Genomic DNA, 13,566 nt, shown 5'->3' with positions numbered 1-13,566 from the left:
CAATGGCAGGAGTATAACCAGCTTGGTCAGAACGATCTGTCAGAAACTGCGATGGTGCTCACACTTGGCCGTATTGCTGCCCATGGCGCAACCAGCGGTCGAGCAGCGGACTGACGTGGGTCGGCCAGCGCTCCAGCAGGGCTTGCGCGGCGTCGCGCACGGCGGGTAACAAGTCGGCGTCGCGCATCAGGTCGGCGACTTTGAATTGCAGCAGACCGGTCTGGCGGGTACCAAGCATTTCCCCGGGGCCGCGCAGTTCGAGGTCTTTTTCGGCGATGACGAAACCGTCGTTGGTCTCGCGCATGATGCCCAGGCGCTGGCGGCCGATCTGCGACAGCGGCGGATGGTAGAGCAGCACGCAATGGCTGGCGGCGCTGCCCCGACCGACGCGGCCGCGCAATTGGTGCAGTTGCGCGAGGCCGAGGCGCTCGGGGTTTTCGATGATCATCAGGCTGGCGTTGGGCACGTCGACGCCGACTTCGATCACCGTGGTGGCGACCAGCAGTTGCAGGTTGCCGGCCTTGAATTCGGCCATGACGGCGGCTTTTTCGACGGGCTTCATGCGCCCGTGGATCAGCCCGACTTTCAGCTCGCCAAGCGCGGCGGTGAGGTCTTCGAAGGTGGTTTCGGCGGCTTGGCAGGTCAGCTCTTCCGACTCTTCAATGAGTGTGCAAACCCAGTAAGCCTGACGCCCCTCGGCGCAGGCGCTGCGCACCCGTTCGATGACTTCGACGCGGCGCGTGTCGGTGACCAGCACGGTGTTGACCGGGGTGCGCCCAGGCGGCAGTTCGTCGAGGATCGAGGTGTCGAGGTCGGCGTAGGCGCTCATCGCCAGCGTTCGAGGAATCGGCGTGGCGGTCATGATCAGTTGATGTGGGCACATGCGTCCGCCGACGCCTTTCTGCCGCAGTGCCAGACGCTGCTGCACGCCGAAGCGGTGCTGTTCATCGATGATCACCAGCGCGAGGTTCTTGAACTGCACTTCGTCCTGAAACAGCGCGTGGGTGCCGACCACCATGGGTGTGCCGCTGGCGATCTGTTCCAGCGCGGCGACGCGGTTCTTGCCCTTGAGCTTGCCGGCCAGCCACGCCACTTCAATGCCCAGCGGTTCGAGCCAGCGCTTGAAGGTGATGAAGTGTTGCTCGGCGAGAATCTCGGTCGGCGCCATCAGCGCGACCTGATAGCCGGCCTCCAGCGCTTGCAGCGCAGCGAGGGCGGCAACCACGGTTTTTCCGGCGCCGACATCGCCCTGAATCAGGCGCAGCATCGGTTCGTGCTGACTGAGGTCATAGGCGATTTCGTTACCGACGCGCTGTTGCGCCCCGGTCGGGCTGAAACCGAGGTTGGCCAGGTATTTCGGTGGCAGCCTGGTCGCTTTTGGCATCGCCGGCGCGCGCAGGGAGCGCATACTTTCGCGCAGACGTTGTTGCGACAGCTGATGGGTCAACAATTCTTCGAAAGCAAGACGATGCTGCGCCCAGTGATGACCGAGGGCGAGTTCGTCGACATCGGCATCGGCGGGCGGGTTGTGCAGGTAGCGGATCGCGTCGGCCAGCGGCGCGAGTTGATAGTCGCGCGCCAGTTCGGTCGGCAGCCAGTCGGGCAGGGTGGCGGGCTTGAGCAGGGTCAGGGTCTGCATGCACAACTGGCGTAGACGCGCTTGGGTCAGGCCTTCAGTGAGTGGATACACCGGGGTCAGGGTTTCATCCACGGGCGGCGGCTCGTCGCCGGTGATGGCGCGGTATTCCGGGTGGTAGATTTCCAGACCAGAAGCGCCGGGGCGGGCTTCGCCGTAGCAGCGAACCCGCGTGCCGCGCTTGAGGCCTTCTTTCTGCGCGTTGCTGAAATGGTAGAAGCGCAGGCTGAGGCCGCCGGTGCCGTCCTGCAAGCGCACAACGAGGCTGCGCCGCCGGCCCATGACCACATCGGCGCCGCTGACGGTGCCTTCGACCACGGCGTCCTGTCCCGGTCGCAGAGCACCAATCGGCACCACGCGGGTGCGATCCTGATAACGCAACGGCAGATGGAACAGCACGTCCTGAAGGTTTTCCAGGCCGACCTTGGCCAGTTTCTCGGCCATGGCTTCACCGACACCCTTGAGTGCCGTCACCGACACTTGCGACAGCTCAGTCATGACGCTCGCTTAACCGGCTGTAACCGGCGCTGCGGGTTTGGCCACCGAGCACAGGCGAATGGAGTCAGCGAGGATGTCGATGGCTTTCGGCCGCGGGAAGCTTGCGCGCCAGGCGATGGCCACGGTGCGGAACGGCACTGGCGGCGACAGTGGGCGCACTTCGATGACGCCCGGGGCGTAGTGATGGCTGTCGACAGCCGACAACGGCAGGATCGAGATGCCCAGACCGGACGCGACCATGTGGCGAATGGTTTCCAGTGAGCTGGATTCGACGGTGGTGTGCTTGGCGCCGTCGTTGCCCTTGGTCAGGGTCGGGCAGGCTTCCAGCACCTGATCGCGGAAGCAATGACCTTCGCCGAGCAGCAGCAGGCTCTTGTCGTTGAGCAGGCCGGCGTCGATGGATTCTTTTTTCGTCCACGGATGCTGCGCCGGCATGAGGACGTAGAACGGTTCGTCGTAGAGCGGCAGAGTCAGCACATCGGCTTCGTTGAACGGCAGGGCGATGATGATCGCGTCGAGTTCGCCGTTGCGCAGTTTGTCGCGCAGCACGTGGGTGAAGTTTTCTTCGATGTACAACGGCATCTGCGGGGCGACCCGGTGCAGTTGTGGAATCAGATGTGGGAACAGGTACGGGCCGACGGTGTAGATCGCGCCGACTTTCAGCGGTGCGGTCAGCTGGTTCTTGCCAGCCTGGGCCAGTTCGCGGATGCCTTGCGCCTGTTCCAGCACTTTCTGCGCCTGGGCGACAATGCCTTCGCCGACCGGTGTCACGCGCACCGCGCTCTTGCTGCGCTCGAAAATCAGCACACCGAGTTCGTCTTCAAGTTTCTTCACGCCCACCGACAGGGTCGGCTGGCTGACGTGGCACTTCTCGGCCGCATGGCCGAAATGCTGCTCTTGGGCGAGAGTAACGATGTAGCGTAATTCTGTGAGGGTCATAGCAAGCGTCCATGAAGATGCGGGCCAAGCATACCGGCTGCAATCGATAGACGCACGTTATCAGACTGAGTGTGGAATGCGACACCGGGCAATGTGGGTTTGCCGCGTACAGATATGCAAAAGGCACCTTTCGGTGCCTTTTCGACTTGGATCATCCGGCTGGCGGAGAACCTTGTGGGAGCTGGCTTGCCAGCGATAGCGATGGGTCAGTCAATAATCCTTGTCTGACATACTGCAATCGCTGGCAAGCCAGCTCCCACAGGTCTTGCGATGTTTCTTAGCGGCGGCGCTCGAGCGAGTAAACAAACGGTGCAACAATTTCAATCGTGCCGTTGTTCAGCATGTCGGCCGGTGGCTTGGGCAGCGGTTGGGCGCGGCGGATCATTTCCAGGGTAGCCCGGTCCAGATCGGCGTTGCCGGAGCGGCCCACCAGTTCGAACGACAGCACGTTGCCTTCGCCATCGACCACGAAACGCAGACGGTTCAGACCTTCCTTGCCCCGTGCCTGTGCGCTTTGCGGGTACTTTTTGTACTTGGCCAAATGCGCGAGCAGGGTGCCCTGCCAACTGGCCTTGGCGGCCAATTGAGCTGGCGATGGGCCGGGCGCCGGTGCAGCGGATTTCTCCGTCGGTGCCTGGGTCGGTTGCGTGTCGGCCGGTTTTTCCTCGGAAGGTTTTTCCTTCGGCGGATCAGGCAGCTTCTTCTCGACCGGCTTCGGTGGTTTGGGCTTTGGCTTCGGCTTGGGCTTGGGCACCGCAATTTCCGCTTTCGGTGCTTCGGCCAGCTTCGGAATCGGCAACTCTTCAACCGGAGCCGGTGGCTGTGGCGGTGTGACGACTTTCGGCGGTGCAGGCGGTGGCGGGGCCGGAACCGGTGCCAGCTCGACCATCATGGCCTGTGGCGGCAATTCGATGGGCGGGCGGGCGGTCCAGTTCAGCGCCAGCGCGATGGCGAGCGCGTGAACGCCCAGCACCACGGCCAGGCTACCGCTGTAACGCGTCAGCTTATGGCGCGTCGTGATCATTTTTTGGCAGCCGTCTCAAGTCCGACCAGACCGACCTTCAGGTAACCGGCGGAGCGCAGTTTGTCCATCACGCTCATGAGGTCGCCGTAATCCACGCCTTTGTCGGCCTGGAAGAAGATGGTGGTGTCTTTCTTGCCCTGGGTCTTGGCGTCGAGCACGGCGCCCAGGGTTTCGGCGTTGACTTCGTCGTCGCCGATGTACAGGCGCTGGTCAGCCTTGACGCTGAGGAACACCGGTTTCTCTGGCCGCGGCGCCGGTTTGGCGGTTGAGGCAGGCAGGTCGACCTTGATGTCCACGGTGGCCAAAGGCGCCGCCACCATGAAAATGATCAACAGTACCAGCATCACGTCGATGAACGGTGTGACGTTGATTTCGTGGTTCTCGGCCAGATCGTCGTCTGCGCCTTCTTTCAAATGCAGGCCCATGGCCGATTACCCCACTTTGACCATGTGCGGCTGTGAGCTGCGCTCAGGCTGGTGGTCGAGGTCGCGGCTGACCAGCAGCAGGACTTCTGCCGACGCATCGGAAACCTGCGCCTTGTAACCGGCGATGGAGCGGGCGAACACGTTGTAGATCACCACGGCTGGAATCGCGGCAACCAGACCCAGTGCAGTCGCCAGCAGCGCTTCAGCGATACCCGGTGCCACAACGGCGAGGTTGGTGGTCTGGGTTTTGGCGATGCCGATGAAAGAGTTCATGATGCCCCACACGGTACCGAACAGACCGACGAACGGTGCGGTGGAACCGATGGTGGCGAGGACGCCGGTGCCGCTGCTCATGTTGCGGCCGCAGGCTGCAACGAGGCGCTCGAGACGGAAGCTGACGCGCTCCTTGATGCCTTCTTTCTCGCGGCTGTTGGTCGACAGGCGCATCTCTTCGAGCGCGTCGTGGACCAGCAGGTTGGCGAGGGTGCCTTCCTTGCCGGCAGTGACGCTGGCCTCTTTCAGGGTGGTGGCTTTCTTCAGGGCGGCGATCTCGCCACGCAGACGACGCTTGGCGCCCATCAGTTCAAAGCCCTTGGCAATCCAGATGGTCCAAGTGATGATCGAAGCAATCGCCAGACCGATCATCACGATTTTCACGATGATGTCGGCGTTCTGGTACATGCCCCATGGCGACAGGTCGTGGGCCATGCCCAGGCTGTTGTCGGCTTCGAGAACTTCAGGAACGTCCGCAGCGTCAACCGTTTGCACCGGATCGGTAGCGGCCGGGGCAGCCGGAGCGGCGGCTGGTGCGCTTTGCTCGGTGGCGGCTGGCGTTGCAGGTGCCTGGGCATCGGCGAACGCGGCGGTCGGTGCCAGCATCAGGCTGAGCAGCAGCGCTGCCACCGCGCTCCAGGCGCGAGGTCGATTGGTTGGCGAAGCGGGGATTTGATTACGTGTCATGCTGGCCGGACCTGAGATAGAAAAACGGTGATGCTCTACCAGGCCTCGTGAGGCCGAGAACAAAAGTGGCGTGCATTATTGCAAGTAATTCTTGTTAACAAAAGTAATAGAGTATCTTTTTTTCCTTGATTGCTAGCCGTTCGTCCTTCGCCGGCGCTAGTCTGTTCCTTTGCGATGGGAGTTTTTTTGATGTCTGCGCCCTCTGTTTTGATTGCCGGTTGTGGTGACGTCGGCAGTCGTCTGGCCACCCAATTACTTGCCGCTGGCTGGGAAGTGCATGGTCTGCGCCGTGATGTTTCGAAGCTGCCTGATGGAGTCATCGGTGTGGCCGGCGACCTGTTCAGTGAAGACTGTCCGGCAACCTGGCCGGTGGGGGCGGTGGACTATCTGGTGTATTGCGCCGCCGCAACCGATCACGATGAGGCCGGTTACCGCGCGGCCTACGTGCAGGGTTTGCAGAACGTGCTGAGCTGGCTCGACGACTACGGACAAGTGCCTGAGCGCTTGATTTTTGTGTCCAGCAGCAGTGTCTATGGGCAACAGGATGGCGGCTGGGTAGATGAGACGTCCGAGACGGTTGCCACCGGTTATTCCGGACGGTTGATGCTGGAGGCCGAGCAAGTGGCACTCGACAGCGGCATCCCCGCCAGCATCCTGCGTCTGACCGGCATCTACGGGCCGGGCCGCGAATGGCTGCTGACTCAGGTGCGTCGCGGTTATCGCGTAGCGGTTGATCCGCCGCTGTATGGCAACCGGATTCATGCTGATGATGCAGCCGGGCTATTGGCTTTTCTGCTGGAGAAGGATCGGCAGGGAGTGAAGCTGGAGCCGTTCTACATCGGCGTCGACGATGCGCCGGCGCCGTTGGCTGAAGTGGTGGGCTGGCTGCGCGAGTACCTGGGTGTTACCGAGTGGGCGGAAGATGCCAGCGTGCGGCGCACTGGCAGCAAGCGTTGCAGCAATGCGCGGATAAAGGCGTTGGGCTGGACGCCAACGTACCCGAGCTACCGCGAGGGCTACGCCGCGATCCTCGAAGGTAAATGCTGACCTCGAGACCCCCAAAACAACTGTGGGAGCGAGCCTGCTCGCGAATGCGGTGCATCAGGCAATATTACTTTGACTGATACACTGCTTTCGCGAGCAGGCTCGCTCCCTCATTTGATCTTTAGTGGTTTCAGAAGCGGGTTACTGCTTCTCGAGCAACCACTTGCGCTCACCGGCGGTGAACTGTGGTTGTTCATCGGCCAAGGCAGTATTCACCGCTTGGAGGATTTCCAGCTCTTTGCCCTTGCGCACAAAGATCCAGTTATTGCCCTGACCGTTCTGTTGCAGCCACATGCTGTCGTTGCCATTGCTCATCGATGCGCAATCGCCCGCCAGGCACAAGGCATAACGATCAGCGCCCGGCAGGCCGGACACCTGGCCATCGGCCTGGAATTGCACGGTATTGCCTTCGCCCTGGCCACTGGCAATTTTCCAGTCGCCGCCCAGATACGCCGAGTACAACGCACGTTCGAAGCTGGCGCCAATCGGCGCGCCTTCCGGCACTGGAATCTGCGCGCGGTCGAAGACCTGCTCGGGTTCGTTGTCGCTGGCGGATTGCTGCAACTGGCTGCCATCACGTTTCAGCTCACTGGCGGAGCTGCCATAGAAGTCGACCTTCCAGGTGCCGGACTGTTCGCCCAGCAGCCGTCCTTCGACATTTTCAAAACCGTTGGTGTAGCGGGCCTGACTGGCCTTGGTGTTGACGTCCCACTCCAGGTTCGGGCCATAAGCCTGAAGCGCTTCGCGCAGGGGGCCGCCCTTGGCTGCGGCATCGATTGCCACCTGGTTGATCCAGGTGCCGCTGATGTCACGGTCGGCAGGGTTGCTGGCGCAGCCGCCGAGGAAAATGGCGAGCAGCGGGAGAGCTAGCGCTTTGCGCATGGTGGAATCCTTTCAAAACCTTTTCTTGCAGAGCAGTCGGCGCGACGTTTAACGCCGCGCCGTGCGCATCACTCGATGACCAGAATGGCATCCATTTCAACCTGCGAACCCTTTGGCAGGGCAGCAACGCCAATGGCGGCGCGGGCCGGGTACGGCTGGTCGAAGTATTTGCCCATGATCTCGTTGACCTTGGCGAAGTGGCTCAGGTCGGTGAGGAAGATGTTCAGTTTGACGATGTCCTTGAACGAACCGCCGGCGGCTTCGGCCACAGCTTTGAGGTTCTCGAACACCTGGACGGTCTGGGCTTCGAAGCCTTCAACCAGTTCCATGGTTTTTGGGTCCAGAGGAATCTGACCCGACATGTAAACGGTGTTGCCTGCCTTGATCGCCTGGGAGTAAGTACCGATGGCGGCCGGGGCCTTGTCGCTGGTGATTACGGTTTTGGTCATGAATGACTCCTTGTAATAGGCAGGTTATGCACGCATGCGGGTGATGCGGATCACCCCGGTCAAGGCGCGCAGCTTCTTGATCACGCGGGCCAGGTGCACACGGTCGTGGACGCTGACCACCAACTGGACCACGCTGATGCGACCATCGCGTTCGTCCATGCTGATTTTCTCGATATTGCCGTCGGCGGCGTTGACGCTGCTGGCCAGCAGGGCGATCAGGCCGCGCTGATGTTCCAGTTCGACGCGCAGTTCGACGTTGAATTCGCCGGTGACATCCTTGGCCCACGAGAGCTGGATGCATTTTTCCGGGTTGTGCCTGATTTCGCTGATATTGCGGCAGTTGTCCAAGTGCACAACCATGCCTTTGCCCGCCGACAGGTGCCCGACAATCGGGTCGCCCGGGATCGGCGTGCAGCATTTGGCATAGCTCAGAACCAGGCCTTCGGTGCCGCGAATCGCCAGCGGGCCTTCCGGGCTCGGCAGCTGTTCGCCTTCGCCGAGCAGTCGACGAGCCACGACGTAAGCCATGCGGTTGCCCAGGCCAATGTCCTCGAGCAAGTCTTCGATCAGTTCGAGGCGGTACTCGGCGAGCATCGCCTTGACGCGCTCGCCCGGGATCTTTTCCAGCGCACTGTCGAAACCGTTGAGAACTTTGTTCAGCAGGCGTTCGCCGAGACTGATGGATTCGGACCGCCGTTGCAGCTTCAGCGCATGGCGGATGTGCGTGCGCGCCTTGCCGGTGACGACGAAATTGAGCCAGGCCGGGTTTGGTCGTGCGCCGGGGGCGCTGACGATCTCCACCGTGGAGCCGCTTTGTAGCGGTTCGGACAGCGGTGCGAGGCGACGGTTGATCCGGCAGGCAATGCAGCTGTTGCCGACGTCGGTGTGTACCGCGTAAGCAAAGTCGACCGCCGTGGAGCCTTTCGGCAGCTCCATGATCCGGCCTTTGGGCGTGAACACATAGACCTCGTCCGGGAACAGGTCGATCTTCACGCTCTCGATGAATTCCAGCGAATTACCGGCACGTTGCTGCATTTCCAGCACGCCTTTGACCCACTGACGGGCGCGGGCATGAGTGCCTTTCGGCTGCTCGTCACCGCTGGATTTGTACAGCCAGTGGGCGGCGATGCCGTTGTTGGCCATCTCTTCCATTTCGCGGGTGCGGATCTGGATCTCGATGGGCACGCCGTGCATGCCGAACAACGTGGTGTGCAACGACTGATAGCCGTTGGCCTTGGGGATCGCGATGTAATCCTTGAAGCGCCCAGGCAACGGTTTGTACAAATTATGTACAGCGCCGAGCACGCGGTAGCAGGTATCGACCTTGTCGACGATGATCCGGAACGCGTAGACGTCCATGATCTCGTTGAAGGCCCGACGCTTGCCGCGCATTTTCTTGTAGATACCGTAGAGGTGTTTCTGGCGACCGCTGACTTCACCCTGGATGCCGTCGACAGTGAGGCAATGGCCGAGTGATTCTTCGATCTTGTTGACGATTTCCTTGCGGTTGCCCCGGGCGCGTTTAACAGCCTGGTAAATCCGCGCGGAGCGCATCGGGTGCATGGCCTTGAAGCCGAGGTCTTCGAATTCGATGCGGATCGCATGCATGCCCAGCCGGTTGGCGATGGGCGCGTAGATTTCGAGGGTTTCCTTGGCGATGCGGCGGCGTTTTTCGCCGGATAGCACTTCCAGCGTGCGCATGTTGTGCAGGCGGTCGGCAAGTTTGACCAGGATGACGCGAATGTCGCGCGCCATGGCCATGGCCATTTTCTGGAAGTTTTCGGCTTGGGCTTCGGCTTTGGTTTCGAAGTTCATCTGGGTCAGTTTGCTGACCCCGTCGACCAGTTCGGCCACGGTTTCGCCGAACTGCGCTTGCAGCGCTTCCTTGGCGATACCAGTGTCTTCGATCACGTCATGCAGCATCGCGGCCATCAGGCTCTGATGGTCCATGTGCATGTCGGCAAGAATATTGGCCACGGCAAGCGGATGCGTGACATAGGCCTCGCCGCTGCGACGGCGCTGACCGTCATGGGCTTGTTCGGCGTAGAAATACGCTCGGCGGACCAGGTTGACCTGGTCGTTGCCGAGGTAGGTCGATAAGCGATCGGCGAGGGCGTCTATGCTCGGCATGATGATTCCTGCCGTGAGCTGTGACCCCGCGCCGTGCTACGTCGACCAGGCATAGGCTTAGACGGCCTCGTTGGACTCGTCCTCGAACGCTGCGAACAGCGGTTCATCCTGGACGATTTCCTGCTCGGCGATGAACTCGTAGCTCATCAGGCCTTCAGCGATTTCACGCAGCGCGACAACCGTCGGCTTGTCGTTTTCCCACTGAACCAGTGGCTCTTTGCCGCCGGTGGCCAGTTGACGGGCACGTTTGGTAGAGAGCATGACCAGCTCAAAACGGTTTTCCACGTGGTTCAGGCAGTCTTCAACGGTTACGCGGGCCATGGTATTCCTCGGAGCGAATGCAATATGCGCGCTGCCCGGTTGGGCGAGCGGACTCAACAGTTTAAAAAATCACCAGCGATTAGGGAAGCGCTGATTTTTTGATCAAGCTCTTCAACGCGCTGCAAGTGCCAATGTAAAGCGCTTGCAGCGGTTTTGGGAAGTGCTGGTTAACCGAGCAATTCAGCCAGCAATTTGCCGTGCAGCTGCTGCTGACGCTTCTGGATCAGCTGATTGGCTCGGAAAATCGCCTTCAGATCGTCCAGCGCGTGGGCAAAATCGTCGTTGATGATCAGGTAGTCATAGTCGACATAGTGGCTCATCTCGCTGACCGCTTCACGCATGCGGCCGTCGATAATCTCGTCGCTGTCCTGGCCACGGTTGGTCAGGCGCGAATGCAATGCTTGCAGCGATGGCGGCAAGATGAAGATCGAGCGCGCCTGCGGCATCAGCTTGCGCACTTGTTCGGCGCCCTGCCAGTCGATCTCCAGAATCAGGTCGTGGCCGGCGTCCAGAGTTTGCTGCAGGTGGCTTTGCGAGGTGCCGTAGAGGTTGCCGAACACTTCGGCGCGCTCAAGAAAATCGCCGTGCTCGCCCATCTTCACGAATGCTTCGCGGGAGACGAAGTGGTAGTTCACACCGTCTACTTCGCCCGGACGCATGGCGCGGGTGGTGTGCGAGACAGAGACGCGGATCTCTGGCTTGGCATCGGTCAAAGCCTTGACCAGACTGCTCTTGCCTGCGCCCGAAGGGGCAGAAATGATGTACAGGGTGCCGGTGCTGTGGGTCATGTCAGGGTTGCCTTACTCAATGTTCTGCACTTGTTCGCGCATCTGCTCGATCAACACCTTGAGGTTGACGGCCGCTTGGGTGCTGCGCGGGTCGAAGGCCTTGGAGCCCAGTGTGTTGGCTTCGCGGTTGAGCTCCTGCATCAGGAAATCCAGGCGCCGACCGGCGGCACCGCCGGACTTGAGCACGCGGCGAACTTCGATGATATGGGTGCTCAGGCGATCCAGTTCTTCGGCCACATCGCTCTTTTGCGCGAGCATGACCATTTCCTGTTCCAGGCGCTGCGGGTCAAGCTCGGCCTTCATGTCGGCAAAGCGGTCGAGGACTTTCTGGCGCTGGGTGGCGAGCATCTGAGGCACCAGTTCGCGCAGGGTCACGACGTCTTCTTCTATGGAAGTCAGACGCTCGTTGATCAGGCGAGCCAACTCCGCGCCTTCGCGCTCGCGGCCAGCCTTCAGCTCTTTTAGGCCTTGGTTGAACAGAGCCAGTGCATCGGCATTCAGCGCCTGCGGATCAGCGGCGTCGGCCACCAGTACGCCGGGCCAGGCCAGCACTTCCAATGGGTTCAGGGCGGCGGGATTGTTGATCAGTCCGGCAACGGTCTCGGCGGCGGCCACCAGTTGCGCAGCGCGCTCGCGATCGACTTGCAGTGCCTTGCCGGTGCTTTCTTCGGTAAAACGCAGGGTGCACTCCAGTTTGCCCCGCGAAAGGCCCTGACGCAGCGCTTCACGCACGGCACCTTCGAGGTCGCGAAACGATTCCGGCAGGCGCAGGTGCGGCTCCAGATAGCGGCTGTTGACCGAGCGCAGTTCCCAGCTCAGGGTGCCCTGAGCGCCGGCTTTTTCGACGCGGGCGAAGGCGGTCATGCTGTGCACCATGGCGGTGACCTCGCAATGCAGATCGGCGCGAAAACGGAATTTCGCGAGCGCGATATGAATGAATTTAAGCCGACTGGCAGCAAAGGCGCAGGATTGTAGCGCAGTGCGGCGAATGCGCCCAAACACACGGTGTGACAAAGGGCTGCAGCCCGTCGGTAACAGGTGTTCCAGGTGCTTGAGTCGTCGACCCGATTTTTTAGCGAGTGCCCAGGCGCGGTGCAGCGCTCTATAATGCTCGGCAGTTTTCCGTCCTCAGTACAGGTACCTCCTATGAAACGTCCAAGTGGTCGCGCTGCCGATCAGCTCCGCTCGATCCGCATTACCCGCAACTACACCAAACACGCCGAGGGGTCCGTGCTGGTCGAGTTCGGTGATACCAAAGTCATTTGCACTGTCAGTGTCGAAAACGGCGTGCCGCGCTTTCTTAAAGGTCAGGGCCAGGGTTGGTTGACTGCCGAGTACGGCATGCTGCCGCGAGCCACCGGCGAGCGTAACCAGCGTGAAGCCAGCCGTGGCAAGCAGGGCGGCCGTACCCTGGAAATCCAGCGTCTGATCGGTCGTTCCCTGCGCGCTGCGCTGGACATGTCCAAGCTGGGCGATGTGACGCTGTATGTCGATTGCGATGTGATCCAGGCTGACGGCGGTACTCGCACCGCTTCCATCACCGGTGCCATGGTTGCCCTGGTTGATGCGTTGAAAGTGATCAAGAAGCGCGGCGGCCTGAAAGGCGGCGACCCGCTCAAGCAAATGATCGGCGCGGTCTCGGTCGGCATGTATCAGGGCGAGCCGGTACTGGATCTGGACTATCTTGAAGATTCCGCTGCCGAGACTGATCTCAACGTGGTCATGACCAGCAGCGGTGGTTTCATCGAAGTGCAGGGCACCGCCGAAGGCGCGCCGTTCCAGCCTGAAGACTTGAACGCCATGCTGGAACTGGCCAAGAAAGGCATGAACGAAATCTTCGAACTGCAAAAGGCGGCACTGGCCGACTGAGCGGGTTCATAACCGCAAGGAGGACGCGATGAGTGACGAGCAAGAGTTGCTGCCCAAACCGAGCCGGGAGGTTCGCCAATGGGCGATGTTTTGTCACTTGTCCGCCTTGCTGGGGATCTGGATTCCGTTCGGTACGCTGATCGGGCCGCTCATCCTGTGGCAGATGAAGCGCGAGATGGACCCCTTCATTGATGCGCAGGGTAAAGAGGCGCTGAACTTTCAGATCACCGTCGCGATTGCATCGGCCATCTGTTTGTTGCTGATGGTGCTGATTATCGGATTCTTTCTTTTTGGTCTGCTGGCCATCGGTGCGTTGATTCTGACAATCATTGCCGGTGTGAAGGCTAATGAGGGGTTCCCGTATCGTTATCCATTTACCTGGCGACTGATTAAATAAATAGCCGTTGGCAATACTTGAAAGTGCCCTGATATGTCAGGGCATTTTTATTTCCATAACTTAATTATCTAGATTTTGTATGTAGGATTTTTCTGGTGGTGATGGTCGGTAGTTAATATTTCGCATGAGTCCACTGATTACATTTTTAGTCACAACTGCGTGGCTCAGTGACTGCGCATGTCCTTGGCAATCAGGATTGTCGGT

At 60.6% G+C, this 13,566-nt stretch carries 14 protein-coding genes; 3 read left to right on the top strand and 11 right to left on the bottom strand.

Features of this window, described 5'->3' with window-relative positions; genetic code table 11:
• Positions 1-58 precede the first annotated feature (58 nt).
• The 5 genes from recG to exbB form a co-directional block, all read right to left on the bottom strand.
• On the bottom strand, positions 59-2,134 hold the full coding sequence (gene recG, locus AACY19_RS19135; RefSeq protein WP_339452901.1) for an ATP-dependent DNA helicase RecG: 2,076 nt from the start codon (positions 2,132-2,134) through the stop codon (positions 59-61).
• 9 nt (positions 2,135-2,143) lie between these two features.
• The gene (locus tag AACY19_RS19130; protein ID WP_339452899.1) at positions 2,144-3,073 is read right to left on the bottom strand and encodes a hydrogen peroxide-inducible genes activator; all 930 of its coding nucleotides are present in this window, start codon (positions 3,071-3,073) and stop codon (positions 2,144-2,146) included.
• 277 nt (positions 3,074-3,350) lie between these two features.
• A complete protein-coding gene (locus tag AACY19_RS19125) occupies positions 3,351-4,097 on the bottom strand; it encodes an energy transducer TonB family protein (protein ID WP_339452897.1) in 747 nt (248 codons plus the stop codon).
• Entirely contained in the window at positions 4,094-4,522 is a 429-nt protein-coding gene (gene exbD / locus AACY19_RS19120) for a TonB system transport protein ExbD (protein WP_339452896.1), read from the bottom strand. Before exbD ends, AACY19_RS19125 begins: the two co-directional genes overlap by 4 nt.
• A gap of 6 nt (positions 4,523-4,528) precedes the next feature.
• Complete coding sequence (gene exbB, locus AACY19_RS19115) at positions 4,529-5,482, bottom strand: tonB-system energizer ExbB (protein WP_339452894.1); 954 nt, start codon at positions 5,480-5,482, stop codon at positions 4,529-4,531.
• Positions 5,483-5,671: 189 nt separating this feature from the next.
• Between exbB and AACY19_RS19110 the strand changes: the two genes are divergently transcribed.
• A complete protein-coding gene (locus tag AACY19_RS19110) occupies positions 5,672-6,529 on the top strand; it encodes an SDR family oxidoreductase (RefSeq protein ID WP_339452892.1) in 858 nt (285 codons plus the stop codon).
• 138 nt (positions 6,530-6,667) lie between these two features.
• Here AACY19_RS19110 and AACY19_RS19105 read toward each other — a convergent pair whose 3' ends face one another.
• From AACY19_RS19105 to AACY19_RS19080, 6 genes are all read right to left on the bottom strand, one after another.
• Positions 6,668-7,408 carry a hypothetical protein gene (locus tag AACY19_RS19105; RefSeq protein ID WP_339452890.1) on the bottom strand — a complete coding sequence of 247 codons (741 nt, stop codon included), beginning with the start codon at positions 7,406-7,408 and terminating at the stop codon, positions 6,668-6,670.
• A 68-nt stretch (positions 7,409-7,476) separates the two neighbouring features.
• A complete protein-coding gene (locus tag AACY19_RS19100; RefSeq protein WP_003229509.1) occupies positions 7,477-7,857 on the bottom strand; it encodes a RidA family protein in 381 nt (126 codons plus the stop codon).
• A gap of 24 nt (positions 7,858-7,881) precedes the next feature.
• A complete protein-coding gene (spoT, locus tag AACY19_RS19095) occupies positions 7,882-9,987 on the bottom strand; it encodes a bifunctional GTP diphosphokinase/guanosine-3',5'-bis pyrophosphate 3'-pyrophosphohydrolase (RefSeq protein WP_339452888.1) in 2,106 nt (701 codons plus the stop codon).
• Positions 9,988-10,044: 57 nt separating this feature from the next.
• Entirely contained in the window at positions 10,045-10,308 is a 264-nt protein-coding gene (gene rpoZ, locus AACY19_RS19090; protein ID WP_016985812.1) for a DNA-directed RNA polymerase subunit omega, read from the bottom strand.
• A 167-nt stretch (positions 10,309-10,475) separates the two neighbouring features.
• Positions 10,476-11,096 (bottom strand): guanylate kinase, encoded by a 621-nt coding sequence (gene gmk, locus AACY19_RS19085; protein WP_339452886.1) that lies wholly within the window; start codon positions 11,094-11,096, stop codon positions 10,476-10,478.
• Between the two features lie 12 nt (positions 11,097-11,108).
• On the bottom strand, positions 11,109-11,972 hold the full coding sequence (locus tag AACY19_RS19080; protein ID WP_339452884.1) for a YicC/YloC family endoribonuclease: 864 nt from the start codon (positions 11,970-11,972) through the stop codon (positions 11,109-11,111).
• 270 nt (positions 11,973-12,242) lie between these two features.
• Here AACY19_RS19080 and rph point away from each other — a divergent pair, with 270 nt between their 5' ends.
• Both rph and AACY19_RS19070 read left to right on the top strand, forming a co-directional pair.
• Positions 12,243-12,965, top strand: a complete 723-nt coding sequence (gene rph / locus AACY19_RS19075) for a ribonuclease PH (protein WP_095187917.1) — start codon at positions 12,243-12,245, stop codon at positions 12,963-12,965.
• 28 nt (positions 12,966-12,993) lie between these two features.
• Complete coding sequence (locus AACY19_RS19070) at positions 12,994-13,362, top strand: DUF4870 domain-containing protein (RefSeq protein ID WP_339452882.1); 369 nt, start codon at positions 12,994-12,996, stop codon at positions 13,360-13,362.
• Positions 13,363-13,566: the final 204 nt, after the last annotated feature.

Source organism: Pseudomonas sp. EA_5y_Pfl2_R50, from assembly GCF_963970475.1.
Classification (GTDB): domain Bacteria; phylum Pseudomonadota; class Gammaproteobacteria; order Pseudomonadales; family Pseudomonadaceae; genus Aquipseudomonas.
Note: the sequence above shows the minus strand (reverse complement) of the source record. Positions and strands in the feature narration are given on the sequence as shown.

Excerpts from the sequence above, each read along its gene's own strand:
- recG (WP_339452901.1), bottom strand. The coding sequence starts at position 2,134 with ATGACTGAGCTGTCGCAAGTGTCGGTGACGGCACTCAAGGGTGTCGGT.
- AACY19_RS19130 (WP_339452899.1), bottom strand. The coding sequence starts at position 3,073 with ATGACCCTCACAGAATTACGCTACATCGTTACTCTCGCCCAAGAGCAG.
- AACY19_RS19125 (WP_339452897.1), bottom strand. The coding sequence starts at position 4,097 with ATGATCACGACGCGCCATAAGCTGACGCGTTACAGCGGTAGCCTGGCC.
- exbD (WP_339452896.1), bottom strand. The coding sequence starts at position 4,522 with ATGGGCCTGCATTTGAAAGAAGGCGCAGACGACGATCTGGCCGAGAAC.
- exbB (WP_339452894.1), bottom strand. The coding sequence starts at position 5,482 with ATGACACGTAATCAAATCCCCGCTTCGCCAACCAATCGACCTCGCGCC.
- AACY19_RS19110 (WP_339452892.1), top strand. The coding sequence starts at position 5,672 with ATGTCTGCGCCCTCTGTTTTGATTGCCGGTTGTGGTGACGTCGGCAGT.
- AACY19_RS19105 (WP_339452890.1), bottom strand. The coding sequence starts at position 7,408 with ATGCGCAAAGCGCTAGCTCTCCCGCTGCTCGCCATTTTCCTCGGCGGC.
- AACY19_RS19100 (WP_003229509.1), bottom strand. The coding sequence starts at position 7,857 with ATGACCAAAACCGTAATCACCAGCGACAAGGCCCCGGCCGCCATCGGT.
- spoT (WP_339452888.1), bottom strand. The coding sequence starts at position 9,987 with ATGCCGAGCATAGACGCCCTCGCCGATCGCTTATCGACCTACCTCGGC.
- rpoZ (WP_016985812.1), bottom strand. The coding sequence starts at position 10,308 with ATGGCCCGCGTAACCGTTGAAGACTGCCTGAACCACGTGGAAAACCGT.
- gmk (WP_339452886.1), bottom strand. The coding sequence starts at position 11,096 with ATGACCCACAGCACCGGCACCCTGTACATCATTTCTGCCCCTTCGGGC.
- AACY19_RS19080 (WP_339452884.1), bottom strand. The coding sequence starts at position 11,972 with ATGGTGCACAGCATGACCGCCTTCGCCCGCGTCGAAAAAGCCGGCGCT.
- rph (WP_095187917.1), top strand. The coding sequence starts at position 12,243 with ATGAAACGTCCAAGTGGTCGCGCTGCCGATCAGCTCCGCTCGATCCGC.
- AACY19_RS19070 (WP_339452882.1), top strand. The coding sequence starts at position 12,994 with ATGAGTGACGAGCAAGAGTTGCTGCCCAAACCGAGCCGGGAGGTTCGC.